Below are 23,405 nucleotides of genomic sequence, written 5' to 3' on the forward strand. Positions count from 1 at the left end.
GGGGAGACTGGGGGTGTGCCCCTTCCTGCGCCGCCCACCCGACTGACCGCGTTCGCCCCCGAGGGCGTCGGCGAGGTCAGACCCGGCGACGACCTGGTCGATCTGCTGCTCACCGCGCTGGAGGCGAACGGCGAGCGCCTCCTCGACGATGACGTCGTGCTGGTGACGAGCAAGGTGGTCTCCAAGGCGGAGGACCGTCAGCGCTCCGGTGGGCGCGACGAGGTGCTCGCCGACGAGACCGTCCGCGTGGTCGCGCGCCGTGGCCCGACGACGATCGTGCGGACCCGCCACGGGCTGGTGATGGCCGGCGCCGGCATCGACAGCTCCAACACCGACGCCGGCAGCGTCCTGCTGCTGCCGGTCGCCCCCGATGCCTCGGCACGCGTGCTGCGCGCCGCGCTCGCCGAGCGCACGGGCCGCCGGGTCGCGGTGATCGTCACCGACACCGCGGGCCGCGCGTGGCGCCACGGCCAGACCGACATCGCGATCGGCATGGCCGGGCTCGCGCCGTACGACGACCACGCCGGGCTGACCGATGCCCACGGCAACACGCTCGCGGTCACCGCCCCGGCCGTGCCCGACGAGCTCGCGGCTGTGGGCGACCTGGTCAAGGGCAAGCTGAGCGGTCGGCCGTTCGCGCTCGTGCGCGGCCTGGCCGACCGGGTCCTGCCGGTCGGCGAGGACGGTCCTGGCGCTCGCGCGCTGGTGCGCGAACCGGACCAGGACCTGTTCGGCTTCGGCGCGCGCGACGCGGTGCGAGCCGCGGCGACCCGCGACGACGACCTCGTCGGGTACGGCGCCCCACTCGCGCCCGAGGACCTGCCGGCCGAGGCCACCGCCGTCGTGACCGAGCTGCTGCACCGGCTGCTGCCCGGGCCGAGTGAGTGGACGGTCCGCTGGGTCGGGAGCGGGCGCGTGCGCTTGCGCGTCGAGCCGGGGCCCGGACCGATCCCCGACGCGTTCGTGCTGGGCCAGGTGGCCGGTGCGTGCGACGCCTGGCTGCGCGCGTGCGGCTGGCTGCCCCAGGGGGCCCCGACGCTCGTGGACGCCGGGATCTACAACGCCGTGGAGCTCGCCGTGGCGCCCCGCGTCACTCCAGGCGGGACCCCGCCTCCCGCCTAGCGTCCGCGGGGACCTCGACCCCGTCGCCCACCGTGACCCGGTCCAGCCGGGCACCGGCTCCGACCCGAGCACCGGGGCCGACCACCGCGTCGGTCAGCTGCGCACCGTCCTCGACCACGGCACCCGGCATCAGCACCGTGCCGCGCACCAGGGCGCCCGCGCCGACCCGGGCGCCGCCGCAGACGGTCGAGCCGCCGTCGACGACTGCGTCGCCCGCGACGTCGGCGTCCGTCGCGACCCAGCGGTCCCCGTCGGACGACGGCGTCGCCGGGCTCGTACCGACGCCACGGACCAGCTCGGCGGAGGCTGCCACAAGTGCCTCGGGCGTGCCCACGTCGCGCCAGTACGCCGTCTCGACGAAGCCGACCACCACGTGGCCGTCGGCGACCAGGCCGGGGAAGGTCTCGCGCTCGACCGAGACGACGCGACCAGCGGGGATCGTGTCGATCACGGCGCGACGGAAGACGTAGCACCCCGCGTTGACCTGGTTGGTGACCGGGTCGTCGGACTTCTCGACGAACGCGGTGACGCGCCCGGCCCCGTCGGTCGGGACGCACCCGAACGCGCGCGCGTCGGTGACCTCGACCAGGTGCAGCGACACCTCGACCGGGCGGCCGTCACGCGGCCGGGCGAAGTCGGCCAGCTGGCCGCCCAGGTCGTGGCCCGACAGGACGTCACCGTTGAGGATGACGATCGGCGCGTCCGGGTCGGGCCGCAGCGCGGCGGCGACGTTGCGGATCGCTCCGCCCGTGCCGAGCGGCTCGTCCTCGAGGACGTAGCTCAGCCGCAGCCCCCAGCGGCTGCCGTCGCCGAGGATGGGCTCGAACAGGTCGGCGTGGTAGCTGGTCGCCAGCACGACGTGGTCGGCACCGGCCTGGGCCAGCCGGGCGATCTGGTGCTCGAGGAACGGCACGCCGGCGACCTCGAGGAGGTGCTTGGGGCGGTGCTTCGTCAGCGGCAGCAACCGGGTGCCGAAACCACCGGCGACGATGACGGCCTCGAACCCGCTGTTCCTCGTGGTCTCCATGACCGCACATCCAAGCAGCCGCCGTACGCTGGCCGCCGTGAGCCCGCTCCCCGCCGCCGCGACCGTGCCCGCCCTGCTCGCCGAGGCCCAGCGCCGCGACCCCGCCCGGCCGCTGGTGACCTTCTACGACGACGCGACCGGCGAGCGGGTGGAGCTCTCGGTCGTCACGACCGCCAACTGGGTCGCCAAGACCGCGAGCCTGCTGGTCGAGGAGCTCGACGTCGAGCGCGGCGACACGGTGTTGGTGGACCTCCCCACCCACTGGCTCACCCCCGTGTGGCTCCTGGCCTGCTGGACGGTGGGCGCGGTCGTCGCCGTGCCGGGCACCGATGCGGGTGCCGACCCGGTCGTCGTGGTCAGCGGCCCGGACCGGCTGGCCGACCATGCGGCCGCGTCCGCGGGCAGCGCACAGGTCATCGGGGTGTCCCTGCGCCCGCTCGGCGGTCCGTTCGCCGAACCGCTGCCGCCCGGGGTGCTGGACTTCGCGATCGCCGTCCCGGGTCAGCCCGACGCGTTCATCCCCTCCGATCCGCCGAGCGCCGAGGACCCCGCGTTCGCGGCCGCCGACGGCACGCGCACCCACGCCGACCTCGCGCAGGCGGGCGACGCCAGCGCCGAGCGGGTCCTTACGGACCTGTCACCCACCAGTGACCGCGGTCTGGCTCTGCTGCTCGGCGCCGTCGCCCACGGCGGCTCGACGGTGTGGGTGCGCCACCCCGACGTCGCCGGCTGGGAGCCGCGCGCCTCTCAGGAGCGCGCGGCCCGCGTCGAGCGCGCCTGAGCCTCGCCGCCGGGCTCAGCCGGCGAGGTCGAAGCGGTCGAACCCGTCGGCGAACAGCTGGGGGGCGCCGAAGCCCGAGGAGGTGCCCGGCAGCAACCACAGCTGACCGGTGGCCTTCTCGCGCGCGAGCAGGTCGGGACGCCGATCGCCGTTGACCTGACTCGTGCCACTTGAGCGGAGATCGCTGACCTCGTCTCCGTTTGTGCAGGTCAGGGGCTTGCGGACGCCGTGATTGACACACCCCGGGGCTCGATAGCCTTCGCTGGTGGTGTTCGTGCGGAAGGCGCAGGGGCGCTCGGGCAGCACGAAGGTCCAGCTCGCCGAACGCCACGATGGACGCGACGTGGTCCTCGAGCACGTCGGCACGGCTCGCACCGATGCCGAGTTAGCGGTGCTGATGGCGCAAGCACGCCGGCGTCTGCACGAGGGTCAGGAGGCTCTCGACCTCGACGGTGTCGGGCTCGAAGATGAGGGCGTGCCGCAACGCCCTGGCCTGATCACCAGCAAGCGCTCCGCGCTGCTGTGGCAGGTCCTGACCGAGGCATACTCCAGGCTCGGGTTCGACGTCATCGATGACGACGCGTTCGCCCAGCTCGTGCTGGCGCGGATCGTCGAGCCGACCTCGAAGGCCGACTCGGTGCGCGTGTTGAACGAGATCGGCGTCGCGCCAGCGTCGTTGCGCACGATGTTCCGTGCGCTGCAACGCGCCCAGCAACTTGATTACCGGGGCCAGATCGCAGACGCCTGCTTCACCCACGCCGTGACCAGTGGGGACGTGTCGCTGGTGCTCTACGACGTCACCACGCTCTACTTCGAAGCCGAGAACGAGGACGAGCTCCGCAAGGTCGGCTACTCCAAGGAACGCCGCGTCGACCCCCAGATCGTCGTGGGCCTGTTGGTGGATCGACGCGGGTTCCCCCTCGAGATCGGCTGCTTCGAGGGCAACAAAGCCGAGACCACCACGATCATCCCGATCGTCAAACAGTTCGCGCAGCGCCACGGCATCGCGGACATGGTCGTGGTCGCCGACGCCGGGATGTTGTCCGCGGGCAACCTGCGCGAGCTCGACGACGCCGGGCTGCGGTTCATCGTCGGGTCCCGGGTGACCAAAGCCCCCAAGGATCTGGAGTCGCACTTCCGTTGGCACGGGAACGCGTTCACCGACGCCCAGGTCATCGACACCATCACCCCGCGCGATCAGCGCGGCACCGCGGTGAAGTCCAGCGACCCGCATCGACGCGCCGAACCCGTGTGGGATCCGAAGGTGCATGCCAAGTCGTGGCGAGCGGTGTGGGCGTACTCGGCCAAGCGAGCAGCGCGGGACAACAAGACGCTGACGTTGCAGGAGAGCAAGGCCCGTGCCGTCGTCGCCGGCGAGAAGGCCGCCCGCACGCCGCGGTTCGTCAAGACCCGCAACGGCGCCACCGAGCTCGACGAGACCTCACTGGCCAGAGCACGTGACCTCGTCGGGCTCAAGGGCTACGTCACCAACATCGAGGCCGCCCTCATGCCCGCGGGAGAGGTGATCGCGAACTACCACGACCTGTGGCACGTCGAGCAGTCCTTCCGGATGTCCAAGACCGACCTCGCAGCACGACCGATGTTCCACCACACCCGCGACGCGATCGAGGCCCACCTCACCATCGTGTTCGCAGCCCTCGCGATCGCGCGCGACCTGCAGAACCTCACCGGACTGAGCATCAAGAAGATCGTCCAGGCCCTGCGACCGATCCAGCAGATCAGCGTGCAGATCGCCGGCCACGAACACATCGCCGCCGACCCGATCACCCCGGCCGCCGAGGCGATCATCGACGCGCTCGGCATCGACGCTTAGTGACACACCCCGGTGGCGCGAGTCAGGCGCCTCTCAGGAGCGCGCGGCCCGCGTCGAGCGCGCCTGAGCCTCGCCGCCGGGCTCAGCCGGCGAGGTCGAAGCGGTCGAACCCGTCGGCGAACAGCTGGGGGGCGCCGAAGCCCGAGGAGGTGCCCGGCAGCAACCACAGCTGACCGGTGGCCTTCTCGCGCGCGAGCAGGTCGGGACGCCGATCGCCGTTGAGGTCACCGACGCTGAGCAGCCAGTCGTACGGCGCCAGCCCCGTCGCGATCGTCGCGCCCTTGATCAGCCCGCCCGGACCGTTGCCCCGGTAGAGCACCAGCGAGTTGCCGACCCGGAACGCGCTGTCGGGTGCACCGTCGCTGTCCCACAGCCCGAGCCCGACGTGGTCGCGTGCGGTGAACCGCGAGCGGGCGACGTAGCTCGCGCCGAAGCCGGTGGCACCGTTGCTCGGGTAGAGCCGGTAGCCGCCGCTGGCGGGTAGGCCGAGCAGGTCGGGCATCCCGTCGCCGGTCATGTCGCCGACCGCTGCGAGGTTGGTGACGCTCTGGAAGCCCGACCCCATGAGCACGGGTTCGCCGAAGGTGCCGTCGCCGCGCCCGGGCCGCAGGTAGAGCCGCCCGTTCCGCGGGCCGTGCAGGATGTCGCCGCGACCGTCGTTGTCCCAGTCGCCGATCGTCATCAGGCGGGTGCCCGGCATCTCGATGCCCGTGGGCTTGATCGAGACGCCGGCGGTGGTGCCCCGGTGCGCGACGACGACGAGCCGGCCTTGGGGACCGAGCCCGACGAGGTCGGGGTGCGCCGTACGCCGGACGTCGCCAGCGACCATGAACCCGACCAGCTTGCGCGGGGCGGCGTACGGGCCGAGCCGGGCCTGGAAGCCCCCGGCGCCGTCGCCGGGGTAGAGATAAGTCTGCTTCGTCGCCCGGCTGCGGGCCACGAGGTCCGGGAGCCCGTCGCCGGTGACGTCGCCACCGGAGGTGAGGACGTCGAAGCCGGACCAGCCACCGGGCAGCTGCACGCGGGCTCCGAGCGCGGCCGTCCCGGTGCCGGGGAACAGCCACAGCCGGCCGGCGGAGTCGCGGGCGGCGAGGTCGGGACGCCCGTCACCGTCGAGGTCGCCGATGCCGACGGTCGCGTTGTAGGCATCCCAGCCCGTCGCCATCAGCACCGGGTTGGCGAAGGTGCCGTTGCCCTTGCCGCGGAGGAGGAAGAGCCGTCCGTTGCTGCCGTTGCGGGCGACGACGTCGTTGTGGCCGTCGCGGTTGACGTCGCCGACGCCCACCACCATGTCGGCCTTCGCGAAGCGCGTCGGACGGTTCTTCGCGCGGGTGAAGCCCTTGCCGTTGCCCAGGTACTGGCTGGAGCGCTTCTCCCCCACCTTGCGGGCGATCAGGTCGGCGTACCCGTCACCGTTGAGGTCGCCCACCGGGCTAACGAACGCGTGCGCGCCGGTGAAGTAGTGCGGCAGGCCCTTCGGCGAGATCCACGACAGCTGACCCCCGCCCGTGGTCACCGAGAACAGCTCCTTGGTCGTGGCGTCGCGCACCATGAACGATGGCTGGTCGTCGCCGGTGAGGGAGGTACGCCGGTCGCGTCCGCCCCAGCCGGCCTGGGCGAGGCTCGCGGCGGTGCGGATGTCGGCCAACCGGGCATAGAGGTGCGCACCGGGGCAGGCGGTGGAGCCCGCGTCGCGGTGCCCGTTGATGGCGCGGAAGGTACGCGAGCCGACCCGCTGCGCGCTCGAGGCGGCGTCGACGCCGTGCAGCGCCAGCTTCCAGGCGAAGAGGTCACCGAACGCGTCGATCACGGCCTGCGACGGCTTCGCGGTCTCGAAGTTGCCCAGCGCGGAGCCTGCGAACGAGCGCTCGTTGTAGCCCGAGGTGTGCGCCCCCACGACCGGACGGTCGACGCCGCCGTAACGGCCCTCCCAGATGCGTCCGAACTTGTCGACGATGAAGTTGTAGCCGACGTCGCTCCAGCCCCGCGAGCGCGTGTGGTAGGCGTAGATGCTGCGCAGCAGCGCCGGCACCTGGGCGCGGGTGTAGTCGTTGGTGTTGACGGTGTGGTGCACGAAGCCGGCGTGGACCTCGAAGAACGACGGCGCCGAGCGGCGCATCGACTCGTCGGCTCCCCACTGGGCGCGACTGAAGATCTGCGGACGCGGCGTGGCCGAGGCCGCGGGCACCGCCTCGACCGGCGCGACGGGCTCGGCGCTGCTCAGCGACGCAGCGTCGCCCTCGTACCCGTCGCCCTCGGACTCCAGGGTGCCGGTGTCGATCGCCGGCGTCTGCTGGACCGGGTCGACCGTCTCGCCCGGGTCGACCACCGCGACCCGCAGGTCGCGCGGCAGCCGGCCCGCCGGCGCATCGGCGCGCACCTGCACCGCGTCGACCTCGCCGACGAGGATCGCGTCGGTGCCCGGTCGGGCCTGTGCGGCGTCGGCGCTGCCCGGGTCGGGCTGGTGGTCGGCGTCGTAGTGCACCGGCTCCCAGTCGGTCCAGACGCCGTCGGTGCGAGTGCGCACCTCGATCGAGACCGCCTCGGTGCCGGCGTCGCGCGGCGACCAGGTGACGCCCACGGCGGCGTACCCGCTTGCCGGCTCCGGGTCGCTCACGACCCGCTCGACGGCAGGGGTGCTGGTGGTGGCGGTGCCGGCCTTCCCTGCCGGCACCGCCTGGGTGCGCATGCCCCGTGCCTTCGCCTGCGGCTGCTCGCCGTGCTCGTGGTCGTGCTCGTGGTCGACCCCGGTGACCACGAGCGAGCGGGCGGCCTCAGCAGGACGCAGACGGACGGTGGGGGCATCGAGCGCCCGCTCGGAGACCTTCGCCTGGGTCGGTGCGGACGCCACGAGTGCGACCTCCGTACCTGCCCGCGTGACGCTGGGCGAGGCTCCGGACGTGGCGCCGGGCTCGACGAGCTCCAGCGACGTCACCGCCGCCGCGGAGATGCCGACAGCGAGCACGACACCGAGCGCCAGGGACTGCTGGCACGCGGTCACGAAACGATCGATCCACGCCGTCATCAGGGGCACTCCAGGGGAAGGAATTCACACGAGTGCTCAATTTTCACACCAGTAACAGGCATTCTGGCAAGTCGGCGACAAGAAATACACACGTGTAATTCGGTGAATTACACGGTTGTATTTAAATGCGAACGCTGCGTTTGTGGGGCGCGGCGTTTATCAGATATCGGCGCCGAGGTCGTCGTCGTTGGGTTCGTCGCCCGGCGCGTCGGCGTCGTACTTCAGGTACTGGATGCCCTCGTTGACGCCGCCGTCGAAGCCGACGCGGCCCTTCTCCAGGACGATCACGCGGTCACACATCTTGCGCACCGACCCGGGGGCGTGGCTGACATAGAACAGCGTGCGCCCCTCCTTGCGGATCTGCTGCATGCGCTCCATGCACTTGCGCTTGAAGGGCCGGTCCCCCACCGCCAGCACCTCGTCGGCGAGGAAGATGTGGGAGTCGACGTGGATGGCGACGGCGAAGCCCAGGCGGGCGCTCATGCCCGAGGAGTACGCCGCCACGGGGGTGTCGAGGAAGCGGCCGATGTCGGCGAACTCCACGATGTCGTCGAACTTGCGCCGCGTCTCCGCCTCGGTCATACCCAGGATCGCGGCGTTGAGGTAGATGTTGTCGCGGCCGCTCAGCTGCTGGTGGAAGCCCGCTCCCGTGGCGATCAGACCGGCGATCCGACCACGGGTCAGGACCTGTCCCGCGTCGGGCCGCATCACTCCGTTGATCAGCTTCAGCAGCGTCGACTTGCCCGATCCGTTGAGCCCCATCAGCCCGATGGACTCACCCTGCTCCACGGTGAAGCTGACCCCGTCGAGGGCCCGGAAGGTGTCGGAGATCTGCTGGCCGCGCACCGACGCCACCGCCATCTGCTTCAGGGTGCGGTGGTAGCGCATGGTGAAGTTCTTGGTGACGTTGTCCACCACGATCGACTCGGTCACAGGCGCTCCGGGAACTTGCTCTCGAGCCGGCGGAAGACCCGCTGGGACACCACCAGGAAGACCAGCCCGATGGCCAGCATGATCAGCCCGCGCAGCATCAGGTGGTCGGGGTAGAGCGTCTGGGACGGGTCGTCCACCACCCCGGACCAGAAGCAGCGCTGGAACAGCAACACCGCGGTCGCGACGGGGTTCGCGAGGTAGACCTCCTCCCAGATCGTGCCGCCGATCGCGCTGTCGGCGATGCGGTCGTAGCTGTAGATCATCGGCACCATGAAGTGCATGAACGAGGTGATCGTGCCGACGAGGTTCTGCAGGTCACGAACCATCACGTTGAGCGCGCTGAACAGCAGCGCGAACGCCACGCCGAACACCGTCAGCATCACGTAGCCGAGCACCCCGGCGAGCAGCCCGGTCGCATCGACGCTGAAGCCGATGATCAGGCAGGCGAAGGCCAGGATGCCGACCTGCGGGAGGGTGTGGAACCCTGCCACCAGCACCGAGGCGACCGGGAAGACCTCCCGCGGCAGCGCCATCTTCTTCACCAGCCGCCGGCTGCCCCACACCGAGCGGGTGCCGGCACCGACCATCTGGTTGAAGAACTGGACCATGATCAGTCCGGTGAACAGGTGGATCGCGAAGTACGGCGTGTCCACGTGCGCCTTCAGCACCATGCCGACGGCGAAGTAGTAGACCAGGAACCGGATCGCCGGCTGGACGTAGGACCACATGAACCCCAGCACCGAGGCGGAGTACTGCTGCGCCAGCTGCCGCTTCACCACCAGCTTGAGCAGGTAGCGACGTCGGAAGACCTCGGCCAGGCCACCCTTGGGTGCCGGCGAGCTGAGTGGCCACTCGTCGGGATCCGGCCGGAAGGTCGTCAGCTCTGCCACTGCTTGGCCCACTCGTCCGGCGAGGTGATGTGAGCCAGCGCCTCGCGGTACTCCCGGGCCAGGCGCGGCCACTCCCGACGCAGCCGCAGGTGGATCTCGACGGTCTGCGCCATCATCTCGCGGAACAGGTCCGGGTCGCGCTGGTAGAGCGCCGCCGAGGTCCCGTCGGGCATGGAGACCACCGCGGCGTCGTACTTCGTGATCCGGTACCACGCGGCGTCCATCGCGGGGATGGCAGCCTCGGGGTGCTCCTTCGCCAACGGCTTCACCGGGCGCAGCTGACGCACGGGTGCGAGCACGGCCTGGGCCAGCACGGAGAGCCGGCCCGGCACCTCGTCGTCACTGCGGCCCTTGCGCGGCGGCTTCGTGCGGCGTACGGGCGGGAAGGCGTCGGGGTCGGCCTGCAGCTGGGCGTCGCTGAACTCCTTGCGGAACGCGTTGACCTCGGCCAGCCGCGTCCCGAGGGACTCGTGCAGCGCGTGCGGCCCGTCGAGGATGTCCTGCAGCGCCTGGTGGCGCAGCGCGACGGTGGAGTACTGCATGGAGACCAGGTGCTTCACCTGGTGGTTGAAGCTCTCCTGCACCATCCGGCCGCCGCGCTCGTAGACCGAGTGCAGCAGCGCCGCGACGAACCGGTTGCGCTGGTGGAAGTAGGCCTGCCAGTCGAGCGCGTCGTTCTTGTCGGTCCACGGCACGTGCCAGACCGCGGCGCCCGGGAAGGTCACCGTCGGGTAGCCGGCCTCCTTCGCGCGCAGGCCGAACTCCGAGTCGTCCCACTTGATGAACAGCGGCAGCGACAGCCCGACCTCCTCCAGCACGACCCGCGGGATGAGGCACATGAACCAGCCGTTGAAGTCGACGTCGACGCGGCGGTGCAGCCAGCGCGCGGAGCGCAGGTTGCGGTGGGCGAAGTCCCAGTCGGTGAACACACCCGGCGCGGACTGCCACCAGAAGCGCCAGGGGTGGACGATCTCGCCGAAGCTGTGCATCCGCGAGCGCGCGTAGAGGCTGAACATGTGGCCGCCCACGATCGTGGGACGGCGTGCGAGGTCGCCGAAGGTGACGGCGCGGATGATGCCCTCGGGCTCGCAGACGACGTCGTCGTCCATGCACATGAAGTACGTCGCGCTGCCCTTGCGCAGCGTCTCCCACTGGCCGCGGGCGTAGCCGCCGGAGCCACCGAGGTTGCCCTGCTCGATCACCCGCAGCGTGGCGCCCAGGGCCTCCTGGGCGGCGGGGAACGCCTCGGCGTCGACGACCTTCTGCTTGCCCTGCTCCATGACGAGCACCTCGTCGAGGTAGGGGCGCAGGTCCTCGTCGTTGCCGATCTGCGCGAGCAGCTCGGAGCAGAACTCGGGACGGTTCATCGTCGTGATGCCGATGGTCACGGTGCCGTGCTCGGCCCGGTCGGCCGGCACCTCGGCACTCCACTCGGCCGAGCGGACGACCGCGTCCTGATCACCGGCCACGACGTCGTACCAGTACCAGCCGCCGTCGGCGAACGGGGTGAGGGACAGCTCGAACGCGAAGGTCCCCTGCTCCTGCTCGCCCGTCGAGGCGGACTCGATGCGCTGGGAGCGCCCGTTGGCCATCGACTTGTAGACGGTGACGTCAGCGCCCGCGCCCTCGACCGCGATGGTCAGGCGCACGCGGTCGACCACGGTCCACCGCCGCCAGTACGCCGCGGGGAAGGCGTTGAAGTAGGTGCCGAACGACAGCGACTCGCCCGACGGGACCCGGAACGCGTGCCGGTCGACGATCTGGTCGGGGTGCACGCGGACGTTGTTGCCGACCTTCTGCCGCATCGAGACGGCGTTGATCGCCTTGGCGTTGCGGTTGGAGCCGACCTCGTACTTGTCGGCGTCCAGGATCGCCGGCTCCGGGTCGACGTACAACGGCAGCGTCTCGGTGTCGCCGTCGACCGGCATGATCTGGCGCTGCAGCAGCCGGCGGGTGGTGTCCCCCAGCTCGAGCGTCTGGGTCGTGGACTGGGTCACGCGTCGATCCCCCCGCTGGTCAGCTCCGCGCCCTCGGTGAAGTGCGGCGTGAGCACGTTGTTGAACATCGACAGCGCCGATCCGATCGCCATGTGCATGTCGAGGTACTTGTAGGTGCCGAGGCGGCCGCCGAAGAGCACCATCGGCTCGGCCTTGGCCAGCTCGCGGTACTTCAGCAGCTTCGCCCGGTCCTCGGCGGTGTTGATCGGGTAGTAGGGCTCGTCGCCCTCCTGCGCGAAGCGGGAGTACTCGTGGACGATCACCGTCTTGCCGGGCAGGTGGGTCTTCTCCCGCTCGGGGTGGAAGTGCTTGAACTCGATGATCCGGGTGTAGGGCACGTCCTGGTCGTTGTAGTTGATCACCCCGGTGCCCTGGAAGTCGTCGACGTCCACGACGCTCTCCTCGAGGTCCACCGTGCGCCACGAGAGCCGGCCCTCGGAGTTGTTGAAGTACTCGTCGACGGGACCGGTGTAGACGATCGGCACCTTGCCCTTGAACTCCTCGGCGACGTCGAAGAAGTCGGTCTCCAGCTGCACCGTGATCCTCGGGTGGTCGGCCATCCGCTCGAGCCAGGCGGTGTAGCCGTCGACCGGCAGACCCTCGTGGGTGTCGTTGAACCACCGGTTCTCGAAGGTGTAGCGGACCGGCAGCCGCGTGATGATGTCCGGGCTCAGCTCGGTGGGGTCGGTCTGCCACTGCTTGGCGGTGTAGCCCTTGATGAACGCCTCGTAGAGCGGTCGGCCGATGAGGCTGATCGCCTTCTCCTCCAGGTTGGAGGCGTCCTCGGTCGCGATCTCGCTGGCCTGCTCCTTGATCAGGGCACGGGCCTCGTCGGGGGTGTGGCTACGACCGAAGAACTGGTTGATGAGACCCAGGTTCATCGGCAGCGAGTAGACCTGGCCCTGGTACTTGCCGAAGACCCGGTGCTTGTAGTCGGTGAAGCTGGTGAACCGGTTGACGTACTCCCACACCTTCTCGTTGGAGGTGTGGAACAGGTGCGCGCCGTACTTGTGCACCTCGATGCCGGTCTCCGGGTCCTTCTCGGAGTAGGCGTTGCCGCCCAGGTGGGAGCGGCGCTCGAGGACCAACACCTCCAGCCCGAGCTCCTCGGCACAGCGTTCGGCGATGGTGAGTCCGAAGAACCCGGACCCGACAACCACGAGATCGGGCTTCACGCACACTCCTCGGCTAGGCGGTTCGGACCGCGGCGAGTCTAACCGCGCGGAGGTACGGCGCCCGCGCCGCTCGAGCGGTTCGCCAGCAATGCACGGTAGGCGACCTTCCTCACACCCTCCGGCACCAGGCGGTAGCCGCCGCGCACGACGACGTTGCGGACGTACTGGCGCCGGGTGGTGATGCCCAGGCTGCGGAAGCGGCGTTGGAGCGCCAGCTCGGAGCGCAGCAGCGCCGCTCCCCCGCGCCGCGCGTAGGCACCGTCGCCGACCCGGTAGTAGACCAGGGGGTCGGCGAGGTTGGCCGGCGCCGCGCCGTTGGCCACCATCCGCGCGAAGAGGAGGTAGTCCTCCATCAGCGCGAGGTGGGTGTAGCCGCCCGCGGCCAGGACCGCCGAACGGCGATAGACCACCGTCGGGTGGTTGAACGGGTCGCGGAAGCCGATCACGCGCCGGATCTCACCCGGGTCGACCGGGGGCGTACGCCGGCCCACGACGTCGCCGGGGCGGTCGGGGTCCTCGGTGAACTCCCACAGTCCCGACCCCACGATGTCGGCGCCCGCCTCGATGACGGGCAGCTGGCGGGCGAACCGCTCGGGCAGGCTGATGTCGTCGGCGTCCATCCGGGCGACGACCTCGTGGGACGCCGCGGCCAGGCCGCGGTCGAGCGCCGGCCCGAGACCGAGGTTCTCGGGGCAGACGACGTGGCGCACCGGCACGGGGCTCTCGGCGGCCAACGTGGCGATCTCCGCCTCCAGCTCGGGGGGCACGGGGCCGTCCTGCACCAGCACCACCTCGGCCGGTGGGCGGGTCTGCTCCTGGACGCTGGAGACGAACGCGCGGTGCAGGTAGTCGGGCCGGTCGCCGGCGTAGGTGCTGATGAGGAGGCTGAAGGGGAGGTCGCGCTGCTCGGGAGCGCGCTCGGCACCCTGCGGGGACCAGCCGGCGGCCGCCAGCACGGCCGGGGTCGGACGCGGACCGCGCAGCCCCGCCCGCACCCCGCGTACGGCGGCGCGGGCCAGCCGGCCCCGGTCCGAGGAGCCCGCGACGGTGCGCATCCAGCGACGCAGGGTCGCTGCGCCGTACACGAGCTTCTCGACGGGGGCCAGGGAACGGCTGCGCGTGAACATCCACAGCTTGTTGCGCACCTCGTAGAAGAACCGGTCGCCGGGGTCGGCGTCGGTGGAGCCGAAGGTGCGGGTCTTGTGGACCACGACGCTGGCGGGGCTGTAGAGGCCGACGCCCCCGCGGATGAGGCGGGTGGAGTACTCGAAGTCGTCGTTCCACAGGAAGTAGTCGGCCAGCGGCACGCCCCGCTCGCGCACCACCTCGGCGTCGAACGCGACCGAGACGAAGCTGGCCGAGCGGATCGGCACGCAGTCGAGGGTCCGTGCCCGGTCGCGCTCGGCCGGGGTGGCCCCCGGCTTCGGGCGCGGGGTGTTCATCGGGTGGTCGCGGCCGTCGGTCCAGACGACCCGGCTGGCGACGGCGCGCGGACGCTCGCCGTGCTGGTCGGCGTACCCCCTCCAGGCAGCGACGAGGGCGGCGAGTGCCGGCGGCTCGGGCACCGTGTCGTCGTCGAGCAGCCACAGCAGGTCGGGGCGGTGGGTGAGCGCCCGCTGGATGCCGGCCGCGAACCCACCGGCGCCCCCGATGTTGGCGTCGAGGCGGAGCACGTCGAGGGGCGGGCCCGGGTCGGCGCGGAGCGCCTCGAGGTCCGCAGGCGTCCCGTCGTCGGAGGCGTTGTCGACGACCACGACGGTGACGGGAGCGTGCGACTGGCTCCGGACCGCTGCCAGCGACTCGGCGAGCAGCGCGCGCCGGTTCCAGGTCACCACGACCGCGACGACGCGGGTGTCGTCGCCCGGTGCGACAGGCCGATCAGGGAGCACCGGACGACCCTACTCGGGCCGAGACACGCGTCAGCAGACCGCGTCGAGGTCGTCGGTGTCGTTGGCGGCGTACCCCTCGGCCAGGCTGCCGACCGCGCCACCTGTGGTGACGGCGGTGGGGGGCTGGGCCGGTGCCTGCTTCTGCGGCGCGGTGCCGGACTGCTTCGCCGGCTTCTCGCCCCGGGAACGCTCCAGGGCCTTGCGGACCCGGTCGTGGATCGCGTCGATGTCGGGGTCGGAGGTGTTGATCGTCGGCGGCACGAACGACACGGTGCGCATCGGCCGGTCCTTGGCCTTCAGCGCCAGCTGCGCGAAGGTGTCGAGCTCCGAGGCGGGCAGGTCGGTGGTGATCAGGTCGGAGCTCGCCTTGGTGATCGCCTCGAACTTGCGCAACACCTTGGTCGGACTGAGCTGGGCGAGCATCGCGTTCATGACGCACTTCTGCCGGGCCATGCGCGAGTAGTCGTCGGCCTCGACCCGGGACCGGGCGAACCACAGGGTCTCGAAGCCGTTCAGCTTGCGCTGGCCGGGCTCGATGTAGCCGGTGACGGGCGCCCCGATGCCACCGATCGGGATCCGGTCACGAACGTTGAGCTCGACGCCGCCGACGGCGTCGACCATCCGGCTGAAGCCGGCCAGGTTCACCATGGCGAAGTAGTTGATGCGCAGGCCCGTGATGCCCTCGACGGCCTCGATCGTGGCCTCGATGCCGGGGTCGTCGTACTCGTCGAAGAGCTGCTCGTGGTCGCGCGCCCAGGTCGCGAGGGAGTTGAGGTAGCAGTCGTCGCAGTCGTAGCCGTCGGGGAACTGCTCGTGCATGACGGACCCGTCCGGGAAGGGGAAGTCCTGGAGGTTGCGCGGGAGGCCGAACAGCACGGTCTGGCCGGTCTCCTCATCGATGCTGGCGACGGTGAGGCTGTCGGGTCGCAGGCCCCAGCGGTCGTCGCCGGCGTCGCCGCCGAGCAGCAGCACGTTGTAGCGGCCGTCGAAGGCGTCGCGCACGATCGTGTCGCCGAACATCGTCAGGACGAAGTCGCGCTGGGTGTTGACCAGGTGGGCGCCGAAGAGCAGCGCGCCGGCCATCGAGAAGCACAGCGCGCCGTTGATGCCCACGATCACCAGCCGGTGCTGGCGGCGCAGCTCCAGGGGCTCGCCGAGGCGCCAGGCGTCGATGAAGAGGTAGGCCCAGCCCAGCGCCAGCACGATGAGCAGCAGACGGATCACGCCGAGGATGCCGGTGCTGGAGGCGGCCCAGAAGGCGAGTCCGGGCCACAGCCACACGAGCAGCGCGGTGAAGAGCGCGGCGCCCCACAGGGCGGCCCACGTGCGCAGCGCGATGCGGCCGACACGGCGGTTGCCGGCGACCAGCTGGGCTGATCCGGGCATGAGGAGGGTCATCACCATCAACGTGACGGCTCGGCGGAACCTGATCCGAGCGTCGCGCGACCCGGGGGAAGTGACGGGCGGCATCGACGGGCCTCTCTTGGGACGTCTGTCGTCTGGGCGAGTATCACCACGACGCGGCCGGCGGCGGGACAGGCGCGCCGGAACGGACGCGAGTAGTCGCAGCCGGTACCGTCCGTGCTCATGGGCAAGGAGCCGCCGGACTACGACTGGTTGTACGGCGCGGACGGGCCGCCGGGTGACCCGGACCCGACGCGCGTGCTGCCGGTGCAGCCGCGCCGCGGCGCCGAGCAGCCGCCCCCTCCCCCGCGCAGGCTCCCACCCGCCGCGCCCGCACCCCGCGGTCGCGGCCGCGGGGGTCGGCGCCGACCGCGGTGGCTGCGCGTGCTCGTCGCGGTGCTGGCGCTGTGGGTCGTCTTCCTGGTCGTGGTGCCGTTGCTGGCGTGGCAGTCGGTGGAGAAGGTCGACGCGACCTCCGCCGGCGACCGCCCCGACAAGCAGCCCGGGACGACGTACCTCCTCGTCGGCAGCGACAGCCGCGAGGGACTCACCGCACGGCAGCGGCGGCGCTTCGGCACCGGCGACGACGTGGGTCGGCGTACGGACACGATCATGCTGCTGCACGTCGGCAGCGGACCCAACCTGCTGCTGTCGATCCCGCGCGACTCGATCGTGGAGGTGCCTGGCTACGGCACCACCAAGATCAACGCGGCGTACGCCTTCGGTGGTGCACCCCTGCTGGTGGAAACCCTCGAGCGGGCCACCGGGATCCGGGTCGACAACTACGTCGAGATCGGGTTCGCCGGGTTCGTCGGGCTCGTCAACGCCGTCGGCGGCATCGAGATCTGCCCCGAGACGGATATGCGCGACCCACTGGCGAACCTCGACATCAAGGCCGGCTGCCAGGAGGCCGGGGGGCGCAAGGCGTTGGGCTACGCCCGCTCGCGCAAGCTGTCCAACCTCGGCGACATCGACCGCGCGCGGCGCCAGCGCGAGGTGGTCAGCGCCGTGGGTCGCGAGGCTGCCTCGCCGTGGTCGTTCATCAACCCGGTGCGCTACTACCGCCTGGCCAATGCCGCGGCCGACTTCCTGGTCGTGGGTGAGGACACCGGACCGATCAACACCGCGCGGTTCGCCTGGGCGATGACGCGGGTCGATGGGGAGAGCGGGCTGACCTGCTCGATGCCGATCCGCGACCTGGCGGTCAACTGGGACCCCGAGCGCAGCCAGCAGCTGTTCCGGCTGATCGCCGAGGACCGCACCGACGAGATCCCCAACCGGCTGTGCCGCCCGTCCGGCCTGGCCGACTGACCACCGTGAGAAGACCCCCGAGAGGACCCTTGGTGAGCGAGCCGTCGTACGAGACCCTGCAGTGGCACGTGGACGCCGACGGGATCGCGACGATCACGTTGCACCGTCCCGACGAGCTCAACGCGTTCACCGTGACGATGGCCGACGAGCTCGAGGCGGCGTTCGTCCAGGCGGCGACCGACGACGCCGTGCGCGCCGTCGTGGTGACAGGCAGTGGTCGGGCGTTCTGCGCCGGCATGGACCTGAACGCGCCGGGCAACGTCTTCGGGCTCGACGAGACACAGCGCCCGACCCCGGCCGACGTGCGCGAGCGCTTCGACGAGCCCGAGATCCGTGACGGCGTCCGCGACACCGGCGGCCGGGTCACGCTGGCGATCCACGCGTGCCCGAAGCCGGTCATCGCGGCCATCAACGGGCCCGCGGTCGGCATCGGCGCGACGATGACGCTCGCGATGGACGTGCGGATGGCGTCGACGAAGGCGCGGATCGGGTTCGTCTTCGGCAAGCTCGGGATCGTCCCCGAGGCCTGCTCCACCTGGTTCCTGCCGCGGATCGTCGGGCTGCCCACCGCCCTGGAGCTGCTCTACTCCGCCGACATCCTCGACGCCGACACCGCGCTGGGCCATGGCCTCGTCCGCTCGGTCCACGAGCCCGACGAGCTGTTGGGTGCGGCGTACGAGCTGGCGCGGAAGTTCACCCGCGACCGCTCCCCCGCCGCCGTCGCCCTCACCAAGCAGCTGGCCTACCGCAACAGCGCCGCCCCGCACCCGCTCGACGCGCACCTCTCGGACTCGCTCGCGATGTTCTACACGAGCATCGGTGACGGCAAGGAGGGCGTCGCCGCCTTCCTCGAGAAGCGCGCGCCCCGCTTCACCGGCTCCGCCTCCGACCTCCCGGAGATCTTCGGCTGACGGCACGACTCCGGCGGTCGAGTGCCGAACGGCGCCCCGGTGGTCGAGTGCCGGGCGAGGCGCTAGCCGAGCGCGGGGCTGGTGTTGGTGGTCGCGTGCCGGGCGAGGCGCTAGCCGAGACCGGTGTATCGAGACCACAACCGAGATTTTCCCTGTCAACCACACCCGTCTCGATACACCCCCCACTTCGTTCGGGGCACTCGACGAACCAGGACGACCCGGGACTGTGCGTGCCGCGATGTTGGTGGTCGAGTGCCGGGCGAGGCGCTAGCCGAGACCGGTGTATCGAGACCAGAGCCGGGACTTTCGTTGTCAACCACGCTCGTCTCGATACACCCCTCACTCCGTTCGGGGCACTCGACGAACCTTCACGACCCGGGACTGTGCGTGCCGCGATGTTGGTGGTCGAGTGCCGGGCGAGGCGCTAGCCGAGACCGGCGTATCGAGGCCCGAACCGGGGGTTTCCCTGTCAACCACACCCGTCTCGATACACCCCTCACTCCGTTCGGCGCACTCGACGAACCTTCACGTGCGCGCCGTCGTGGGGGTGGTCGAGTGCCGGACGAGGCGCTAGCCGAGACCGGTGTATCGAGACCAGACCCGGGACTTTCCCTGTCAACCACCCGTCTCGATACACCCCTCACTCCGTTCGGGGCACTCGACGAACCTTCACGACCCGGGACTGTCGGTCCTCGCTGAACGATCTGAACATGCCGTGCGCGGGGCTGGTGATGGTGGTCGTGTGCCGGGCGAGGCGCTAGCCGAGACCGGTGTATCGAGACCAGACCCGGGACTTTCACTGTCAACCACCCGTCTCGATACACCCCTCACTCCGTTCGGGGCACTCGACGAACCAGGACGGCCCGGGACTGTCGGTCCTGGCTGGGATGATCTGAGCATGCCCAACCACCACGACCACGACCGCATCGCTGCGGGACTTTCGCTGTCAACCACGCCCGTCTCGATACACCCCTCACTCCGTTCGGGGCACTCGACGAACCTTCACGACCGGGGACTGTCGGTCCTCGCTGGGATGATCTGAACATGCCCAACCACCACGACCACGACCGCATCGCTGCGGGACTTTCGCTGTCAACCGCGGCCGTCTCGATATACCCCTTACTTCGTTCGGGGCACTCGACGAACCTTCACGACCGGCGAGTGTCGGTGGGCCCTGGGAGACTATGACCATGCTCGATCGAGGCGACCTGGAGAACTTCGGCAAGGCCGAAGCCTGGGAGACGCTGCGCTCGAACCGCGCCATGCGCGACCGCCTCGACGTCGACGACCTGCTCATCGCCAACCACCTCGCGGGCCTGTACGAAGCCGGCACCCTGGCCGAGGCCACGAAGGCGTTCCGTCACGACCCCGAACGGATGGTCGCCCTGGCGGGCGAGGGCGCACCGATCGTGAGCGAGTACGCCGCCAGCGAGCTCTCCGGCCACCTGCGGATGCCACTGCAGTCCGCACGGCAGCTGTTGGGGGACGCGATCGAGATCGCCCACCGGCTGCCTCGTCTGTGGCAACAGATGGTTGAGGGGAAGACCGAGGCGTGGCGGGTGCGGGCCGTGGCCAAGGAGACCCGCACACTGAGTTTCGAAGCCGCCGCCTGGGTCGATGCCCAGCTCGTGCATGCGGCGCAGAAGCGCAAGCCCAACAACGCCGCCCCGCAGCTCGTCGATGAGGCGATCAAGCGTTTCGACACCGAGTTGTTCGCGCAGCGCGAGCAGCGCCGCCAGGACGGCCGCGGGGTCTGGCTGGATCCCGATACCTGCCAAGGCCTGTTGCGTGGGGTGCACATGACCCTGGACGCACCCGACGCCGAGTTGCTCGATCGGACCCTCGACACCATCGCCGCAGGGTTGAAGGCCGCCGGCGACACCGACGACCACCAGGCGCGGCGTGCCAAGGCGGTCGGGACGCTGCTCGATCCGCAACTGGCGATGGACTTCCTCAACGGCACGCTCCCGGACCAGTGCGGGACAGCCACGAAGTCGAAGGCGTCGGGGACGACGAGCCGGGTCGCGAACGTCTACGTCCACTGCTCACTGAGTGATCTCGCGACCATGACCAGCGCCGGGGTCGACCACGGCGCGAGCATCGAGAAGCTCGGACCCATCACGCTGACGCGGATGAGCGAGTGGCTCACCCGCCCCGGCGGCGTCGGATCAGGACGCATCAACGTCCGGCCGGTGATCGACACCAACACCGACCAAGCAGTCGACCAGCACGACCCTCCGCAGTGGATGCGCGAGGCGATGCTCCTGCGCGACGAGGTCTGCGTGTTCCCCGGGTGCACCACCACCGCCCGCGCCTGCGACGCCGACCACATCGACCCGTACATCCCGATGGACGAAGGCGGCCCACCCGGCCAGACGTCACTGGCGAACCTGGCTCCGCTCTGCCGTTCGCATCACCGGCTCAAGACCCACATGGGGTGGAGCTACCAGCGCCGGTCGGATGGCAGCTATCAATGGTGGGACCGGTGGGGACGGCCCGTTCGAGACGGCGACGCACCAGATCTCGACGTCGCTCGATCGACAACGACCTCAGCCATCGAGATCTACCTCCACGACTTCCTCATCACCTACGCCGGACCCGGCGGCACCGACCCACCGACCTAGCTACCCCGCACCGCCGCCCGCGCGGGTCTCGACAGACTCGACCAACTCGAGTCCAGAGGACCCGGCGGGCGTACAGGCATGCCTGCAGGCAGATCCTCAGCCGAGCTGCCAGTGCGCGACCCAGTACCGCACGCCGAACGGGTCGTCGGCGTACGCCAGCTCCGCCTGGGTGACCGCGCGGCCGGAGGCGACGACAGCGGCGCCGACCTCGCGCAGCACGCCGGCGCCGGCGGCCAGCAACTCGACGCCCAGCTCGATGTCCACCTTCGCCAGCGCAGCAGCGTCCCCGTCCGCTAGGGCGCCCTCGGTCGCGGCGTCGAAGTCGGCGGCGCGGTCGTCGAGGTAGCCGGGCGCCTTCTCGGTACGCCGGGCGGAGCCGTCGCCGACGACCACCAGCGCGTGCGCCGACAACACGTCGGCGGCAGCGCCGAGCCCGGCGTTCGCCAGTAGGTGCTCGCCGACCCGGCGCCCCCAGGCCGGCTCGGGCACGAGGGCCACCTCGTCGGACGGCAGGCCCGACAACACGTCACGGATCGCGGCCCGCAGGTCGGGTACGGCGTCGACCTGGCCCGCGTGCTCGGGCAGCAGCAGCGGCGCGGCAGGCACGACGACGACCTGGGTCACCGACGGCGCCAGCACGAGCCCGCTCATGCCAGCCCCCGCACGGACCGCACCGGAGCACGCGTGCCGGCGATCGAGGCGACCATATCGACCACCTGCCTTGTCTCGACCACCTGATGCACCCGAAACACCCGCGCCCCGTGCCAGGCCGCGATCGCCGTCGCCGCCAGCGTGCCGGTCAATCGCTCCCCGACAGGGAGGTCGAGCGTCTCGCCGACGAAGTCCTTGTTGGACAGTGACACCAGCACCGGCCAGCCGGTGGCCACCATCTCGTCGAGCCGGCGGGTCACCTCGAGCGAGTGCCGCGTGGTCTTGCCGAAGTCGTGGGCAGGGTCGATGAGCACGCTCTCGCGGGCGACGCCGAGCCCGACAGCACGCTCCGCCTCCCCGACGGTGTGGGAGATCGCCGAGGCGACCACGTCGTCGTAGGCCACCCGGTGGGGCCGGGTCCGCGGTCGGGCGCCGCCGACGTGCGTGCACACGAGTGCCGCGTCGAACTCCGCCGCCACCTCGGCCAGCCCCGGGTCGTTGCCGCCCCACGCATCGTTGAGCAGGTCGGCCCCGGCCTCGCACACCGCGCGACCGACCTCGGCCCGCCAGGTGTCCACGCTGATCACCACGTCGGGGAACGCCTCGCGCACCCGCGCGACGAAGGCGACCACCCGCTCCTTCTCCTCCTCGACGCCGATCTCGGCACCAGGTGCGGCCTTAATCCCGCCGATGTCGACGATCTCGGCGCCCTGCTCGACCACCTCGACGACCCGCTCGAACGCCTTGTCCTCCACCCAGGTCGCACCCTGGTCGTAGAAGGAGTCGGGGGTGCGGTTGACGATCGCCATCATCAGGGTCGCGTCGCCGGCGAAGCTGTGCCGCCCCAGTCGCAGCATCACGCCACCTCCTCGTCGGGCACGGCCACGGCCGGCGGCCGCTCCCCCGTGCGCACGGTGCGCTCGTGCACCCGCAACCCGCGCTCCGCGCCGGAGTACTGCCGCAGCGCCACGACGTCGTCCAACGCGCCCGCGCCACCACCATCACCACCAGTACGCCGACGCTGCGCCGCGGCCAGCAGCTGCACCGCCATCGCGCCGAGGTCGTGCAACGTCTGGTGCTTGTGCGCGCGCCGACCCAGGTCGACCTGCGCGATCGCGTCGACCCCACGCCGTTCGAGCGTGTCGATGAGCGCGGCGAGCTCGACGGCGTACCCGGTCGGCACCGCCAGCTGCGCGAAGTGGTCGCGCCGCACGGCCCACTCCCCGGCCAGCGGCTGCACCAGCCCCGCGAGGTCGGGCCAGTCGAGCGCGATCAGCGGCCGCGCGACGAGCTCGGTGACACGACCGCCGTCGTACGGTCCACCTCCGCCCGAAGCCAGCATCGGCCGCTCATAGAAGCCCTTCACCAATTGCACCTCGGGCGTCGTCAGCAACGGCCCGAGCAGGCCCGGCACGAAGTGGGTGTCCCACTCGACCAGGTCGGCGTCCATGAAGACGAGCACGTCACCACGGGTGACGAACTGCGCCTTCCACATCGCCTCACCCTTGCCGGGCACCGTGCCGAGGTCGGGCCGGACGTCGCTGCACCGGTGCACCACCGCCCCGGCGTCGGCGGCGACATCGAAGGTCGCGTCCGAGGAGTCGGAGTCGATGACCACCACCTCGTCGACGAGCTGCGCGGTGTCCATCAGCAGCTCGCGCGAACGCGTGACGATGGGGCCGATCGTGGCCGCCTCGTCACGCGCGGGCACGACCAGGCTGACGGTGTTGCCGGTGGCGCGCTTGCGGTCGAGGAGCTCGTCCAGGGACAGCTCGTCCCAATGGTGGGTACGCCGTGCGAACCAGTCCTCGCTCACGCCCCGACCCTAGAC

General features: G+C 70.9%; 18 protein-coding genes. 6 read left to right on the plus strand and 12 right to left on the minus strand.

The annotated features are described in order from the left end of the window. Positions 1 to 15: 15 nt before the first annotated feature. A complete protein-coding gene (gene cofE, locus J2S59_RS19965; protein WP_068123153.1) occupies positions 16 to 1,122 on the plus strand; it encodes a coenzyme F420-0:L-glutamate ligase in 1,107 nt (368 codons plus the stop codon). Here cofE and J2S59_RS19970 read toward each other — a convergent pair. Continuing rightward, positions 1,091 to 2,149, minus strand: a complete 1,059-nt coding sequence (locus tag J2S59_RS19970) for a nucleotidyltransferase family protein (protein ID WP_068123156.1) — start codon at positions 2,147 to 2,149, stop codon at positions 1,091 to 1,093. The two genes, cofE and J2S59_RS19970, sit on opposite strands and share 32 nt — an antisense overlap. 37 nt (positions 2,150 to 2,186) lie before the next feature. Here J2S59_RS19970 and J2S59_RS19975 point away from each other — a divergent pair, with 37 nt between their 5' ends. Next, complete coding sequence (locus J2S59_RS19975) at positions 2,187 to 2,930, plus strand: TIGR03089 family protein (protein WP_306825437.1); 744 nt, start codon at positions 2,187 to 2,189, stop codon at positions 2,928 to 2,930. Between the two features lie 15 nt (positions 2,931 to 2,945). Here J2S59_RS19975 and J2S59_RS19980 read toward each other — a convergent pair whose 3' ends face one another. Beyond that, positions 2,946 to 3,236 carry a hypothetical protein gene (locus J2S59_RS19980; RefSeq protein WP_306825438.1) on the minus strand — a complete coding sequence of 97 codons (291 nt, stop codon included), beginning with the start codon at positions 3,234 to 3,236 and terminating at the stop codon, positions 2,946 to 2,948. On the opposite strand from J2S59_RS19980, the gene J2S59_RS19985 reads away from it, so the two are divergent. Beyond that, positions 3,196 to 4,764 carry an IS1634 family transposase gene (locus tag J2S59_RS19985; protein WP_306825439.1) on the plus strand — a complete coding sequence of 523 codons (1,569 nt, stop codon included), beginning with the start codon at positions 3,196 to 3,198 and terminating at the stop codon, positions 4,762 to 4,764. The two genes, J2S59_RS19980 and J2S59_RS19985, sit on opposite strands and share 41 nt — an antisense overlap. Positions 4,765 to 4,846: 82 nt before the next feature. Here the strand turns inward: J2S59_RS19985 and J2S59_RS19990 are convergent, their stop codons facing one another. From J2S59_RS19990 to J2S59_RS20020, 7 genes are all read right to left on the minus strand, one after another. Further along, entirely contained in the window at positions 4,847 to 7,789 is a 2,943-nt protein-coding gene (locus J2S59_RS19990) for an FG-GAP-like repeat-containing protein (RefSeq protein WP_306825440.1), read from the minus strand. Positions 7,790 to 7,948: 159 nt separating this feature from the next. Then, complete coding sequence (locus J2S59_RS19995) at positions 7,949 to 8,722, minus strand: ABC transporter ATP-binding protein (protein WP_246360609.1); 774 nt, start codon at positions 8,720 to 8,722, stop codon at positions 7,949 to 7,951. Beyond that, entirely contained in the window at positions 8,719 to 9,612 is an 894-nt protein-coding gene (locus J2S59_RS20000; RefSeq protein ID WP_068124665.1) for an ABC transporter permease, read from the minus strand. Before J2S59_RS20000 ends, J2S59_RS19995 begins: the two co-directional genes overlap by 4 nt. Next, entirely contained in the window at positions 9,600 to 11,609 is a 2,010-nt protein-coding gene (locus J2S59_RS20005; RefSeq protein WP_246360610.1) for a glycosyltransferase, read from the minus strand. Before J2S59_RS20005 ends, J2S59_RS20000 begins: the two co-directional genes overlap by 13 nt. After that, positions 11,606 to 12,784, minus strand: coding sequence for a UDP-galactopyranose mutase (gene glf / locus J2S59_RS20010; RefSeq protein WP_181642603.1), 1,179 nt, complete (start codon positions 12,782 to 12,784; stop codon positions 11,606 to 11,608). Before glf ends, J2S59_RS20005 begins: the two co-directional genes overlap by 4 nt. Positions 12,785 to 12,822: 38 nt before the next feature. Beyond that, the gene (locus J2S59_RS20015) at positions 12,823 to 14,673 is read right to left on the minus strand and encodes a glycosyltransferase (RefSeq protein ID WP_306825441.1); all 1,851 of its coding nucleotides are present in this window, start codon (positions 14,671 to 14,673) and stop codon (positions 12,823 to 12,825) included. Between the two features lie 30 nt (positions 14,674 to 14,703). Then, positions 14,704 to 16,071 (minus strand): LCP family protein, encoded by a 1,368-nt coding sequence (locus tag J2S59_RS20020; RefSeq protein ID WP_246360382.1) that lies wholly within the window; start codon positions 16,069 to 16,071, stop codon positions 14,704 to 14,706. Between the two features lie 189 nt (positions 16,072 to 16,260). Between J2S59_RS20020 and J2S59_RS20025 the strand changes: the two genes are divergently transcribed. The 3 genes from J2S59_RS20025 to J2S59_RS20035 all read left to right on the plus strand — a co-directional run bounded on the left by J2S59_RS20025 (position 16,261) and on the right by J2S59_RS20035 (position 20,923). Beyond that, a complete protein-coding gene (locus J2S59_RS20025; protein ID WP_068121688.1) occupies positions 16,261 to 17,388 on the plus strand; it encodes an LCP family protein in 1,128 nt (375 codons plus the stop codon). Between the two features lie 32 nt (positions 17,389 to 17,420). Further along, complete coding sequence (locus J2S59_RS20030; RefSeq protein WP_068121692.1) at positions 17,421 to 18,299, plus strand: crotonase/enoyl-CoA hydratase family protein; 879 nt, start codon at positions 17,421 to 17,423, stop codon at positions 18,297 to 18,299. A 1,190-nt stretch (positions 18,300 to 19,489) separates the two neighbouring features. Beyond that, positions 19,490 to 20,923: an HNH endonuclease signature motif containing protein gene (locus J2S59_RS20035; RefSeq protein ID WP_306825442.1), complete on the plus strand. Its 1,434-nt coding sequence runs from the start codon at positions 19,490 to 19,492 to the stop codon at positions 20,921 to 20,923. Between the two features lie 96 nt (positions 20,924 to 21,019). Here J2S59_RS20035 and J2S59_RS20040 read toward each other — a convergent pair whose 3' ends face one another. The 3 genes from J2S59_RS20040 to J2S59_RS20050 are packed head-to-tail and all read right to left on the minus strand — an operon-like array spanning position 21,020 to position 23,390. Next, a complete protein-coding gene (locus tag J2S59_RS20040; protein ID WP_181642429.1) occupies positions 21,020 to 21,574 on the minus strand; it encodes a hypothetical protein in 555 nt (184 codons plus the stop codon). Further along, on the minus strand, positions 21,571 to 22,431 hold the full coding sequence (gene folP, locus J2S59_RS20045) for a dihydropteroate synthase (RefSeq protein ID WP_068123341.1): 861 nt from the start codon (positions 22,429 to 22,431) through the stop codon (positions 21,571 to 21,573). Before folP ends, J2S59_RS20040 begins: the two co-directional genes overlap by 4 nt. Next, positions 22,431 to 23,390, minus strand: a complete 960-nt coding sequence (locus J2S59_RS20050; protein ID WP_068123330.1) for a glucosyl-3-phosphoglycerate synthase — start codon at positions 23,388 to 23,390, stop codon at positions 22,431 to 22,433. The genes folP and J2S59_RS20050 overlap by 1 nt, the downstream gene beginning before the upstream one ends. Between the last annotated feature and the right edge of the window lie 15 nt (positions 23,391 to 23,405).

The organism is Nocardioides massiliensis, from assembly GCF_030811215.1.
GTDB lineage: Bacteria > Actinomycetota > Actinomycetes > Propionibacteriales > Nocardioidaceae > Nocardioides_A > Nocardioides_A massiliensis.